10 protein-coding genes are annotated in these 13,815 nt (G+C 43.9%); 8 read left to right on the plus strand and 2 right to left on the minus strand.

Annotation, left to right across the window (positions count from 1 at the left end; genetic code table 11):
- Nucleotides 1-3 precede the first annotated feature (3 nt).
- Both NLF99_RS17555 and NLF99_RS17560 read right to left on the minus strand, forming a co-directional pair.
- Nucleotides 4-3,048: a TonB-dependent receptor gene (locus NLF99_RS17555; protein WP_254529823.1), complete on the minus strand. Its 3,045-nt coding sequence runs from the start codon at nt 3,046-3,048 to the stop codon at nt 4-6.
- A 291-nt stretch (nt 3,049-3,339) separates the two neighbouring features.
- Complete coding sequence (locus NLF99_RS17560) at nt 3,340-4,104, minus strand: DeoR/GlpR family DNA-binding transcription regulator (protein WP_175486313.1); 765 nt, start codon at nt 4,102-4,104, stop codon at nt 3,340-3,342.
- A gap of 152 nt (nt 4,105-4,256) precedes the next feature.
- Here NLF99_RS17560 and NLF99_RS17565 point away from each other — a divergent pair, with 152 nt between their 5' ends.
- The 8 genes from NLF99_RS17565 to NLF99_RS17600 all read left to right on the plus strand — a co-directional run bounded on the left by NLF99_RS17565 (nt 4,257) and on the right by NLF99_RS17600 (nt 13,811).
- Nucleotides 4,257-5,525: an MFS transporter gene (locus tag NLF99_RS17565; protein WP_254529825.1), complete on the plus strand. Its 1,269-nt coding sequence runs from the start codon at nt 4,257-4,259 to the stop codon at nt 5,523-5,525.
- Between the two features lie 28 nt (nt 5,526-5,553).
- Nucleotides 5,554-6,948 carry an FAD-dependent oxidoreductase gene (locus NLF99_RS17570; RefSeq protein WP_185210472.1) on the plus strand — a complete coding sequence of 465 codons (1,395 nt, stop codon included), beginning with the start codon at nt 5,554-5,556 and terminating at the stop codon, nt 6,946-6,948.
- Nucleotides 6,949-6,958: 10 nt separating this feature from the next.
- Nucleotides 6,959-7,885, plus strand: coding sequence for an endonuclease/exonuclease/phosphatase family protein (locus tag NLF99_RS17575; RefSeq protein ID WP_254529827.1), 927 nt, complete (start codon nt 6,959-6,961; stop codon nt 7,883-7,885).
- Between the two features lie 144 nt (nt 7,886-8,029).
- Nucleotides 8,030-9,283 (plus strand): MFS transporter, encoded by a 1,254-nt coding sequence (locus NLF99_RS17580; RefSeq protein ID WP_254529829.1) that lies wholly within the window; start codon nt 8,030-8,032, stop codon nt 9,281-9,283.
- A gap of 35 nt (nt 9,284-9,318) precedes the next feature.
- Nucleotides 9,319-10,329, plus strand: a complete 1,011-nt coding sequence (locus NLF99_RS17585; protein ID WP_254529831.1) for an NAD(P)-dependent oxidoreductase — start codon at nt 9,319-9,321, stop codon at nt 10,327-10,329.
- 2 nt (nt 10,330-10,331) lie between these two features.
- Nucleotides 10,332-11,780, plus strand: a complete 1,449-nt coding sequence (locus NLF99_RS17590; protein WP_254529833.1) for an FGGY-family carbohydrate kinase — start codon at nt 10,332-10,334, stop codon at nt 11,778-11,780.
- Nucleotides 11,781-13,214 (plus strand): FGGY-family carbohydrate kinase, encoded by a 1,434-nt coding sequence (locus NLF99_RS17595; protein ID WP_254529835.1) that lies wholly within the window; start codon nt 11,781-11,783, stop codon nt 13,212-13,214.
- On the plus strand, nt 13,215-13,811 hold the full coding sequence (locus NLF99_RS17600; protein WP_254529837.1) for a histidine phosphatase family protein: 597 nt from the start codon (nt 13,215-13,217) through the stop codon (nt 13,809-13,811). It begins immediately after the preceding gene.
- Nucleotides 13,812-13,815 lie beyond the last annotated feature (4 nt).

The following is a 13,815-nucleotide window of genomic DNA, read 5'->3' on the forward strand; positions in this document are numbered from 1 at the left end:
TTCTTAAAATTTAAAGTCTAAACCAAATGTGTACACCTTAACCTGGGGGTAGAAGTTACCTGAACCTAAGGTTACTCCATCCTGTGCTCCTGAGTTATAATTGATTTCAGGGTCATAGCCTTCGTAGAAGTTTGTTTTTGTAAAGAGGTTCTGTCCGTTGGCATAGATGAATATTCCGCCGATCTTGCTGTTCGCCAGCCAGCTTTTAGGGATCTCATAGCCTAACTGAACATTTTTCAATCGGAGATAAGAAGCGCTTCTCATCCAGAAATCAGAGTTCTGCGTATTGTTTGTTGAGGTTACCGATACGCGTGGTAATGAGGCTCCTCTGTTGTCTTCGGACCAGTAGTCCAATTGCCAAGGTTTAATCGCCGAAGAGTTCACCGCTGGGATCACGTAATGTGAATCCAGGTAGCCATTTGCTTTGGCTACACCTTGCAAAAAGGCACTGAACCTAAGACCCTTGTAGCCTAAGTCTAGGTTGAATCCGTAGGTATATCGAGGCATGGTGCTGCCGATAATGGTTTTATCTGCATCCGTGATCTTGCCATCCGGGATGGCATTGCCATTCGCATCTAGATCACCCGCGATGTCCCTGTATCTGATATCGCCCGGTTTTAAGGTGCCGAACTGCTTAGGTCCATTGTCTATTTCTTCCTGGGATTGATAAAGACCGTCGGATTGGTAGCCGTAAATGGAGTTGATGGAATATCCTTCCTGTTGTCTCAATAACGTTCCTGAAACTTGTCCTTTCATGTCAAGGATCTTGTTCTTTACATCGGAAATATTGGCGCCGATACCTAATTTAAAATCGCCGAATTGGTTGTCGTAACGCACCGATGCTTCCCATCCTTGGTTCTGTACCTTGGCCGCATTTTGGAATGGTGCATTCTTACCATATAGCTCAGAAACGTAAAGTTTCATCAGGATACCATCGGTCTGTTTTGTGTACCAATCGAATGTAACGCTGAAGTTGTTGAAAAGGGATGCATCCAATCCTAAACCGGCCATGGTGGTTTCTTCCCACAATAGGCCCGAGTTTGCCATGGTGTTCAAGGCAATCATTTGGTCAACCGCACCACCAACGGAAATACTTCCTAGATTCAAGGTTTCGATGTATGGTTGGTAGGTTGTTCCGATGTTTTGGTTACCTAGGATACCCCATGAACCGCGGAGTTTCAACTGGTTGATGGAATTTTTTAGGTCAGCCATAAATGGCTCTTCCGAGATTCTCCATCCAGCAGAGAAAGATGGGAATGCTGCCCAGCGGTTTGATTTTGCAAACCTGGAACTTCCGTCATAACGAAGGTTGGCTTCCAAAAGGTAACGGCCTTTGTAATCGTAGTTAAATCTTCCGAAAGTGGAAACCAACAGCCATTGGAATTGGTTTCCAGCATTGTTCTTGGTTTCTGTGTCTGCACCAGCGTTCAATACCTCATAGGTGTCGTAGGTAAAATCACGACGGTATCCCATCAGGTATTTTTCGTCATAAGTTTCTCTTGAGGCACCGAGCATCAAGCTGAAGTTGTGGTCATTGAATGATTTTTGTGCAGTGGTTTGGAAAGAGTAGCTTCCGTTGAAATAGCGGTAAGCAGATTCAGTCAGTTCCGTAGAAGGTAAGGCTGTGCCCGCTTCGCTTCCGTCTTCGTAATAGGTCATGACTGCCTTTGCGAATTCATGGATATTACGGGTGCGGTATCTTGGTGCTGCCATACCTGAGATGCTCAACCAATCGAATGGTTTATAGTTAATGGAAAGGTTTCCCAATAACTCCAGGTTGTTTACTTTTTTATTGCCACCATCTTCAATAAAAGCTACGGGGTTGTTTTTTACCCAGCCTTCTGACCAAAGGCCATCGCCTACGCGGATTGGGATGTTGGTTGGCATACGGCCAATATAATTCCAGATAGTTCCTTCATTAGCGATCTGTAAGCGGTTGCTGTTTACGGCTGAAAGGTCAAAACGGATGTTTAATTTATCATTTGGATTGATGTCCATATTGTTTCGGAAGGTGTATCTTTTGAAACCGGTGTTGTCAATCAGTCCATCTTGGGATACATAACCCAGGGAAGGAGCCACGCGGATCTTCCCAGCGCCGGCATTGAGGGAAACAAAATGGTTGTGGGTGAATCCTGAACCATTTAGGATGCCTTTTTGCCAGTCGAAATTATCTGGGTTCTCTGCATATAATTTATTGAATTCTTCAAAATCTTTTTCGCTGTAGATTACGGAGCCGTTATCGTTCATGTTGGCATCGTTAAATACTTTCATGAAAGTTGCACCATCCGTTACCTTCGGGATAAAGGTTGGGTCCTGCCAACCTGTATAGCCTTTGTAGTTTAGGGCAAATTGGTCCTTACCACGCTTAGTTGTGATCAAGATTACCCCGTTAGCGGCACGGGAACCGTAGATTGCCGCAGATGCTGCGTCCTTAAGGATGGAGATGTTCTCGATCAGGTTCGCATCTACATTGTCCAAGGATCCTGCTACACCGTCGATGATCACAAGAGGTTCAGAATCTGATCCGCCGAATGAATTGACACCGCGGATACGGATCTGACCTTGGTCGCCGCCTGGTGCGCCGGATTGGGAGGTTACTGTTACGCCCGGTGCGAGACCTTGCAGGGCAGAGGAGGTGGATACGATTGGTCGTCTTTCCAGCTGTTCGCTATTGATCGTAGAAACAGCTCCGGTCAGGTTTACCTTTTTTTGAGTCCCATAACCAACCACAACGACTTCGTCCAGGTTGGTCAGGTCGGCTGTAAGGATAACATTGATTGTCACTTGGTCCGCAATGGTTCTTTCCGCATTGGCATAACCCATGCTTGCGAAAACCAAAACATCTCCAGTGTTGGCTTCGATAGCATACTCGCCAGTTGCTGAAGTTTGGGACAAGGCATTAAGATGACCCTTAATGCTGATGGTCACGCCTTCCAAAGGGTTTCCATCTTCATTGGTCACTTTCCCCGAGATATTCTTTTGCTGTGCCCATAGCATGCCTATAGGTAGAAAACACAGCAAAAAAATGAGTTGCAGTTGTTTTTTCATTTAGATGCTTATTAATAATAAATAGGTTCTTTTTACAGATGTTTTAGAGTAGAGTTTTAATGTCCTTACAATATGTTTAAAATTGTTTCGAAAATAGCTTAATAATGTTAAATCAATATTAAGGCTTTGTTTTCGTTATGTTAAAACAAGGCATAAATGCCGATATCATATTAGATTTTATTCAAAAATAACAATAGGTTATTCGCTTATAAAGCGTTTCGAAAATAAAAAAAAGATTTTTAAACCAAAAATTTAAAAATCTTTTTTCTGAAAATGACTTAGAAAGGTAGCTTAAGCTAGAATGATTTTGATACCCAAGTCTTCGATAGACTTGACGATGTTTGGGGACACCTTGTTGTCGGTAATGATGTAGTCTACGTCGATCAGTTCGCAGATCTTGCCTAGGCCTCTTTTTCCAAATTTGCTGCTATCTGCCAGGATTGCAATCTTTTGGGAGGTTTCGATCATTTTTTGGTTTAATGTTGCTTCAGGTAGGTTGCTGATGGAGATTCCGAATTCCAGGTCGATTCCGTCGGCTCCAAGGAACAGGATCCCGCAGCTGATCTCGTCCAAGATGCGGATCGCATACTGCCCGGCAACGGAAGATGAATTGGTCCTGATTAGTCCTCCGAGCTGTAAAACCTCGATGTTAGGCTTGCCACTGAGCTCTAAACCTACTTTTAATGCCGGCGTGATGACCGTAAGCATGTGTGTGGATTCAATGTTTTTGGCTAGGGTGAACACGGTTGTGCCGGATCCGATCATGATGGAGTCGTTGTCTTTGATCAGTTTGATCGCGGCCTGTGCTATGCGCTGTTTCTCCTCGCTGTTGATGGATTCCTTCACCATGATAGGGCGGTCGATAGCGTAAGGGTTGCTGTTGGAAGCTCCTCCTTTGATCCTGAATAACAGGTTTTTGTCTTCTAGTACTTTAAGGTCCTTTCGGATCGTTACGCTGGAAACCTTCATGGTTTCGCAGAGCCAGTCTATCGTAATTTTCCCTTTTTCCTTTAAGCTTTTTAGAATGAATTCGTGTCTGTCTGTGATATTCATCATAATTCATTAAAATAAGTTAATATAATAGCAAATATAGTCAGCATTTCTGTACTTGCCTATTCTTTTTTTTTATTTAAAAATGTTTTTTTATATTCATTTATTCCTACATTTGAATTCATAACTGGTATTATTTTAATAACCGAATCTAATTTATGTCGAAATTTACGTTGCCTATTCCAGCCACTAAAAGGAGATGGTATATCATAATTGTCATTTTTTTAGCCATTGTCTTCAATTATTATGATAGGCAGATTGTGTCGATCTTGAAGCCTATGCTAAAGGACGAGTTTGATCTGGGTGACGATGGATATGCCTTGGTGATCAATGTTTTCACGGTGTTCTATGCCTTGATGTATCCGGTGTCTGGTTGGTTGGTGGATAAATTCGGTGAACGGAAGGTGATGTTGGTCGGCATATTGGGGTGGTCAGTAGCATGTTTGGGAGGTGGTTTTTCAAGGACTTTTGGTTCTTTCCTGTTTTTCCGAGGGATGCTCGGCGCGGCAGAACCTACAAACTTTCCCGCTCAGTTGAAGGTGATCACGGTTTGGTTTTCAGGAAAATTGCGCGCTACGGCAAATAGCCTATGTGTTGCGGGAAGTTCGATCGGGGCGATCATTGCGCCGCCTTTGGTTGCTTGGCTCGCCATGCGCTATAATTTCCATACGGTATTTATCGTTGCCGGGGTTGTAGGCTTGATCATTGCCCTTTTATGGTTCCTGATCTATACGGAACCGCCAGCAGGGATCCGTAAGGAAGCAATCGGTGAGGCGGATGCTCAATCTGCCGGATACGGTTTCTCATGGGGGCAGTTATGGAAGACCAAGACCTTGTGGGGGATCCTGTTGATTCGTTTTGTGAGTGATCCCGTTTGGTATTTCTGTCTTTTCTGGTTGCCCGGCTATCTACAGGAAGAAAGTGGATTGACCTTGGCACAGATCGGTATGTTTGGATGGATTCCATTTTTGGTGGCCGATTTAGGAGCTATTGGCACTTCTGCATGGTCGGATAAAATGGTCCGCAAGGGCAAGGAGCCTTTGTTGGCCAGGAAAATTATGTTGAGTAGCATTGCAATATTGGCACCATTGTGCTGTTTGACGGACTATGTTTCCAATCCTTATCTCACCATTCTGATCTTTTCCTTGGTTGCCGTGGCTTGCTTAAGCTGGTTGTTTACCATTTCAGTGGTGATAGCCGAGGCTTTCCCTGTAAAGAATGTAGCTTCTGTTTTAGGGATCGCAGGTGGTTTTGGTGCATTGGGAGCAGTTCTGTTCAACTATTTCGTTGGTCAGATGATGGGATCGCTGGGTGCAGGGACCATTTTTATAGCAATGGCATTTATGCATCCCATTGCGGTATTGATTCTTTGGACCATGGTCAAAAAGGAGAAGCCCAAGGAGGCTGTATTAGTAGAGAATAATTAATTAAAAAATATTACAACATATTATTGTTATGGGAGAAGTTAAGAACATTTTGGAGCCTGCAAGAGAGACTCCTGTTCGTATGGAAGTTGATGTTTTGGTTGTTGGCGGCGGTCCTGCTGGTATTATTGCTGCTCAGGCTGCTGCATCAGACGGGTTAAAGGTTGCCTTGATTGACAACCGTAGCTTTGTTGGTGGGAATATGACCATCGGTTTACCGATCCTAGGTTTCTTGGGGCAAAAAGGAAACCAGATCATCAAGGGTCTTCCACAGAAGTTTATAGAACGCTTGAAAGAAGTGGATGCAGCCTCAGAACACCGTCCATGTCCACTGCACATGAGCTTGACCTTAGTGGAACCGGAAGCAGTGAAAAATGTTGGCTTGAAGGTTTTGGAAGAAGCTGGCGTGAAAGTACTGCTTTATGTTTTCTCTGCTGGTGTTGTGATGGAAGGCGATGAGCTGAAAGGTGTAATCATTGAGAGCAAATCTGGAAGAGAGGTCATTTTGGCGAAAACGGTCATTGACTGTACCGGAGATGCTGATGTTGCCTATAAAGCAGGGGTGGAATGCGAGCAAGGAAACGATGTTGGTGGTGCCCAGCCTCCGACCTTGATGTTCTGTATGGCTGGAGTGGATACAGACAAATTGCGGATGTCCATTGCTGAAGAGCCAAGAACTTATTTGACTGACTTTATACCAGCGGAATACTTTGGGCAAAACCATCAGTTTATCGTGGTTGGTCTTAGGAGTGTGATGGAAAAAGCACGTCAAGCTGGCTATCACCTTCCGGTTGAACGTACGATTTTGATCACCGGTCTTCGTGAAGGAGAGGTTTGGGTAAATATGTCCAGGATCAATGGCGTAGATGGAACTAATCCAGAAAGTTTGACTTTTGGGGAGATTGAAGGTCGCAGACAGGTGGAAGAGATTCAACGTTATTTGGTGGATTTCGTTCCTGGGTTTGAAGATGCACATTTCACTAAAATGGCTCCATTCCTGGGAATTCGTGAGACTCGCCGTATCGTTGGAGATTATGTGATGACTGCAGATGATATCTTGACCTGCCGTCGTTTTGATGATGCCGTTGCTGTGGCAAGTTATCCATTAGATATCCATCATCCTGAAGGTGGTGGCTGTACCTTGACCTGGTGTGGCGATAGTTATGATATTCCATACCGTTCTTTGGTACCTAAAAAGGTAAAGAATTTATTGGTGGCTGGACGCTCGATTTCAACGACGCATGAAGCTATGTCTGCCATCCGTGTGATGGCCCCATGTATGGCGATGGGTGAAGCGGCGGGGCGTGCGGCTAAACTAGCGGTTCGTCATGGCGTAAGCCCGGCAGATGTCAATGTGGAAGAGCTAAGGGCAGAATTGATCAATTCAGGGGCATATTTAGGAGAAGACCTAACGGCTACCGTTTAAAAATAATACAATGAAACGTTCCGAAATGTCCAATCGCAGGGAATTCTTTAAGAAAGTAGGTTTGTTGTCAGCAATGCCATTATTGGCGAAGCTGGATTTACAGGCTGCTGTTGCTCCTGTACTGGGTGGTCAGATTAAGGTGCTGACTTGCAATATCCGGGTTGATCTAGAGGAAGATGCCGCAAAGGGCTTAGGCTGGAAAGATCGCCGAGGTGCCTGTTTGGCAATCATTAAAAAGGAGAAAGCAGATTTAATAGGTTTTCAAGAGGTTTTGAAAGGTCAGTTTTTGGATCTCAAGGAAAACCTGAAAGATTACTTTGCTTTTGGATTTGATGGCCCTGAAATGGATCAGTTTAAGGAAGGTTATCATGGCATTGCCAAGAACCCTATATTGTTTTCCAAAAAGAGATTTGAGTTGTTGACAGCCAATACCTATTGGCTGTCGGAAACCCCCTTAAAGGCAGGAAGCCTTTCCTGGGGTTCAGCAAGAGCGAGGAACGCAGTGTTTGTAAGGTTGCTGGATAAAATAACTAATAAGGAAATCCGTTTAACAAACCTGCACTTGGACCATGTCAGTAATGAAGCCAAGGAAGGACAGATCAAGGTGGTGCTAGATGAGGCTGCGCAATATCAAACTGACTTTCCGCAGATCTTGACCGGGGACTTTAATGTGGGGATGGATTCTAAGGTTTATCAGGATGTTATTGATGCGGGATGGAAAGATTCTTATGTGCAGGTCCGAGGAAATGTAGTTCCTGAGGGTACTACCCATGGATTTAAGGGAAATGACCCGAACAGGAAGAAATCCAAGAAAATTGACTTTATCTTCCTGAACGGACCTTTGAAGGCCGTTGACACAAACATCATCAAGGATAGCTATAAAGGCGTTCTGCCAAGCGATCATTATTTTGTGAGTGCCGTATTGGCGTATCAATAAAGGAACGATTCAAATAAACAGTTAAAAAAAGAACAGTTTTTGGTACTGTTCTTTTTTTAGAGCGATTGGGTTTAATTATGTTATATTTTGTTTATTTTTATTTTACTTAAACACATATTTCAATTAAAACCTTAACTAAATTTAATGGCACAGCAAAGCACAATGGATAGGCTAGGTATACCTAGTCATTTAAAATGGGGCTACCTTGGTATTCTTATCTTCATGATGGGTGATGGGGTAGAGCAGGGATGGCTCAGTCCTTACCTTGTCAGTCATGGCATGAGTATGGAGCAATCGGCAGCTCTTTTCACCGTATATGGAATTACCATTGCAATTTCTTCCTGGTTTTCTGGCGTATTGGCAGAGAGTTATGGACCGCGTAAATCCATGTTCATGGGTTTGCTGTTGTATCTGATCGGGACCGTAGGTTTTGTGTCCATGGGAATGGCCAAATTGGATTACAATGCCATGCTGTTATTCTATGCCATCCGAGGCTTTGGCTATCCTTTGTTTGCCTATTCCTTTATGGTCTGGATCAACTACCGTAGTCCAAAACATATGTTGGGCAGAGCAGTAGGTTGGTTTTGGTTTGTGTTCACTGGGGGGCTGAATGTGTTGGGAGCCTACTATTCGAGTTGGGCATTGGATAAAATGGGTTATGAAAACACACTTTGGTCTTCTATACTGTGGGTCTTGATAGGTGCATTTTTTGCACTGGTCCTGAACAGGGATAAGTTTGAAACAAAAGCATCCAAAGGTTCAAAAGCTCAGGAGTTGATGAATGGACTGACCATTGTCAAAAAGGAGCCCAAGGTATTGATCGGAGGAATTGTGAGGGTAATCAATACGACTGCCCAGTTTGCATTTCCGGTGTTCTTGCCGATGTATATGGCAGAACATGGATTCAATACCAAAGAATGGTTACAGATCTGGGGAACCATTTTCACGAGTAACATTGCATTTAACTTAATATTTGGATTTGTAGGCGATCGCTTAGGCTGGCAACGCACCATTATGTGGTTTGGTGGAGTTGGCTGTGCGATTACCACGGTCCTTTTCTATTATTCGCCGGTATGGTTCGGAGGAGCCTATTGGGCGGTAATGGCGGCAGGTATAGCTTGGGGAGGGCTTTTGGCCGGCTATGTTCCTTTATCCGCATTAGTGCCTTCATTGGTGAAGGAGGATAAAGGAGCAGCGATGGCCATCCTGAACCTTGGAGCTGGACTGCCAGTTTTTGTGGGGCCAGCGATCGTAGGATTGTTGATCGGCACCATTGGAAGTGAGGGGGTGATTTGGGTACTGGCTGTATTATATCTGATCAGCGCAGTATTGACAAAATTTATCACGATTCCAGAAGGAGAGCTGAGGGAATCGGAGAAAGAATTGAATACCGTATAATTAAAGAATTTAGATTAAAAATAGAATAACAACCTATGAAAGTATTGCTAACTGCGCCTTATGAGAACGAAAAAGCTTTGAATGAATTGAAAGGTCTTTTTGATGAAGTCATTTACCGTTCATGGAAACCAAATGGACGCGCCTATAATCCAGCAGAACTAAAAGCGTTATTGAAGGAGACAGGGGTTGATGCCTTGATTTCCGAACATGATGAAATCACAGAGGAGGTATTGCGTGAGAACCCGAACTTGAAATTTGTCGGCATATGCCGTGGTACCCCATCGAATATCGATTTGAAGGTCGCTACAGAATTAGGTATTCCCGTATTCAATACTCCGGCAAGGAATGCACAGGCAGTCGCAGAGATGTTTATTGCTAATGTCATCACTTTGATGAGAAATACCGTTCCTGCTATCGATTGGTTAGAAGGAAAAAACTGGGGAGAAGGAGCGCATACTTCTTATTTACAGTTCAAAGGAAATGAGCTTGCAGGGAAAAAGGTCGGTATGGTCGGATTTGGTGCCGTAGGACAGCATATTGCAAGGATGTTGGTTAACTTTCCTTGTGAGATCTATTATTTCGATCCTTATTTTACAGATCCTAATACAGATTTTAAAAAGGTTGAATTAGAAGAATTGTTCGCTACTTGTGATGTAGTAGGCATCCATTTGCCCGTTACGCCAGAGACTACAGGAATGATAGACAAGAAATATCTTTCATTGTTGAATAAAGATGCGATTTTTGTGAATACAGCGCGTGCGACGGTTGTCAATCGTGAAGATTTATTGGAAGTGATCGAAGGTGGGCAAATCCGTGGTGCCGTTTTGGATGTATTCTACAATGAGCCACCAGATGAGATTGACTACAAGATGATCCTGAACAAGAATGTCATTGCAACGCCGCATATCGCTGGTGCTACCCATGAGGTAGAAGACCACCACGCATTTATCATGAACAACAACCTTAGGGAGTTTTTCCATAAGGGTAATAAATCTATCAAACAGCTTGTCAACAAAGCAGTTTTAGAGAACACATCAATTAGCTAAACATGGCAACAAAAGAAGCTTATTTAATCGTCGACATCGGCACAGGAAATGCACGCGTTGCAGTATGTGCTATCGATGGCGAAATCTTAAGTATCAAAAGAGAAAACGTTCATTACGAAACGGATACTCAATATGAAGACTCCATCTTCTTCAATCCTGAAGAGCTGTGGTCACAGATCCTGAAGCTTTCGAAAGAAGCATTGGCCGAAGCTGGAGCGGTGAAGATCAATGCTATCACAGCAACTAGCCAAAGGGAAGGTATTGTGGTGGTTGACCAAGAAGGAAAGCCATTGCTCGGCATGCCTAATATCGACCATCGAGGAAGAAAATGGGAAATCGACTTACAAGATAAAGATCTTGTCTATGATCTTTCTGGTCGTTACCCTACATCATTATTTTCTGCTTTCAAGCTTGTCGGAGTAAGGGAAGTATATCCAGAACTATTTGAACAGATTGCCTGCGTAATGAGCATCAGTGACTGGATCCAATTCCAGTTTTCAGGGGTTGCAGGATACGAGCATTCTCAAGCTTCTGAAACCTTGTTGTACGATGTGGCAAAGAAATCATGGTCCCAAGAATTATTGGATCAATTCAACCTATCCTCTAGCATCTTACCAGATTTGAAAGATTCAGGATCGATCCTGGGCGATATCAAAGCAGGCGTCTCGACCGCTTTTGGTATCAATCCAGCGGCAGTAGTAGTCGTTGGTGGAGGGGACACCCAATTGGCCATCCGTAGTATGGAACCTTCGGCTAATGACGTTGTCATCGTTTCGGGTACGACTACACCAATCATTAAGATTGTTGATAGCTATGAAAAAGATGCCGAGCAGCGGACATGGACCAGCAGGCATATCGATGCGGATAATTTTATCCTAGAGGCCAATGCCGGCGTGACAGGACTTAATTATCAACGTCTGAAGGAGATTTTCTATCCAAATGAGGGCTATGATGTCATTGAAAAAGAATTAGAAGATGCAACCTATTCGCAGTGTGTGGCTTCGTTAGGTTCTTTGATTGCAGATGAAGAAGAACCCTTGACCAAGGGAGGTTTTATCTTCAATGCACCGGTATCCCATCAGTTAACTCGCGGGAGCTTTGTTTTTGCGATTTTATGGGATATTGCCTGCAGTATCTATGAGAACTATAAGTTCCTGAGTGTGGTCTCTCCACACCAAGAGTCCTACATCTGGGCTTGTGGCGGCGGGGTGGAGAGCCGCAAACTGCGTCAGTTTATTGCCAACCTGTTTGGAAAGAGCATCAAGATCAGGGATACCTTCCGCCAAGCTTCCGTGCTGGGTGGTGTTTTCCTCTGCAATGATGCTTTAGGTGTCAAGAACGTGAGTCCGGAGTTATTGGAAGAGATACACCCGAAAGACCATGAGGAGTTTGAAAAACTATATCAAGAGTGGAAAAACGCTCGTAAAACCTTTAAAGAAGTAGTTTCCTAGATGAGTACATATTTTTTTGGATTAGATGTCGGGACCCAGGGGGCGAGGGTCGTTTTGGTGGATGAGAAAGGTGAATTGTTAGCATCTGATTCCCGAAAATTCCAATTGGATGATAAATTCCGTGAGGAGCAATCGCCATTGCTTTGGTGGAATGATTGTAAGGAGATGTTATCCAAGCTGATCCAGAAACTTCCAGATAACATTGACAAAAAAGATATCCTTGCTATCTCCGTTACCTCAACATCAGGAACGGTCATACCTTTGGATAACCAGAACCAACCCTTACATTCCGCCATCATGTACAGCGATCCCCGGTCAGCTGAACAGGGAAAGCGAATCAAAGTGATCGCAGAAAGAAACGTGCCACATGGCTATACCGGATTCAATGCATCCAGCGGAATCAGCAAAATGCTTTGGTATATCGAAACCTATCCTGAAAAGGTTCAGGATATCGCACAATGGATCCATGCTTCAGATTTCCTCGTAGGGAAACTTTGCGGAAACTACCAAGTGACCGACTATACCAATGTGTTGAAATCCGCTTATGATCTGGAGAAACTGGAATGGCCTACTTATGTAACCGAAGAGATCGGCCTAAAAGGAGAGTGGTTACAGGAAGTAGTACCCTCAGGAACCGTGGTGGGATCACTATTGCCAGCCTTGGCTGAGGAATGGGGTGTTCCCGAAATCAAGGTGGTCGTGGGCATGACTGATGGCTGCGCTACACAAATGGCTTCAGGAGCTGTCAAGCCTGGTACTTGGAACAGCACGATTGGAACAACCCTTGTAATCAAAGGCGTAACGAAAAACAACGTCGTAGATCCATTAGGCAGATTATACAGCCATAGACATCCAGAAGGTTATTGGATGCCAGGAGGAGCCAGCAATACAGGTGCAGATTGGATTTCTCTACAGTTTGCAGAGGGGTTAGAAGAACTCAACCAAGAAGCTTCGCACCTGATCCCGACCAATGAGTTGGCTTGGCCACTACTCCAAGAAGGAGAGCGATATCCCATTATGGCTTCCCATGCCAAGGGATTTGCTCCCGACAACATCAGCCGTGAGAAGCTGTTTGCTGCAAATCTGGAAGGAGTAGCTTTTATAGAAAAGTTAGCATACGATATTATCGAAGAGCTTTCAGGAGAAAAGATCGATGCGGTTTATTCTGCAGGAGGAGGCAGTAACAGTGATGTCTGGTTAAAGATCAGGGCTTCTGCGCTGAATGTGCCCATCTACAATTGCAAAGAGGCAAGCGGTGCCTTTGGTGCAGCTATCATGGCCGCTTCCAATACCTTTTACCAGACCTTGACCGAAGCATCAGAGCATATGACAGCCATTGAAAAAATGGTGGATCCAGATCCTCAGTTGCATGCTTCCTACCAAGTACAGTACAAAGACTTTAAAAATAAATTGAAAGATTTAAACTATTTATAGATGATAACAATCTGTCTTTTGAGACACGGAGAAACTGCCTATAATGCAGAGGGAAATAAATATTGCGGACGGACTGATATTCCTTTAACGGAAAAAGGGCTTTCCCAAGCCAAGCGAATGAATGAGCTGCTTAAGGATTACAGTTTTGATCAGATCTTTTGTTCTCCATTGCAACGAGCGAAAAACACCGCGGAGATTGCTTCCGGAAGACCCGATGTGGTTCAAGTCGATGAACGCTTGATTGAAGTCGATTTTGGCCAATGGGAAGGCAAGCGATCTGAAGATTTCATTGCCGAAGATCCAAATTCATGGTACAACTGGTTGTCAGATCCAGCAAGCTTTGAGGCTGGAAGGACGGGTGAAAATGCAAGCCAAGTGATCAATCGTTTGGAGAGTTTCTATGCTGAGCTGTTGGAGAAATATGATGGGCAGACCATTTTGGTGGTCGGACATAATGGAGTGAACAGACTGTTCATGGCGCAACAGCTGGGTATGCCTTTAAAGAACTATAGAAGGATCGTGCAAGAGAACTCTGCATTGACCTTGATAACATTAGATAAACATTCAGGTTTCAATTTGTTAAAATTGAATGCTTAATTTT

The organism is Sphingobacterium sp. LZ11T8 (genome assembly GCF_024261425.1).
GTDB lineage: Bacteria > Bacteroidota > Bacteroidia > Sphingobacteriales > Sphingobacteriaceae > Sphingobacterium.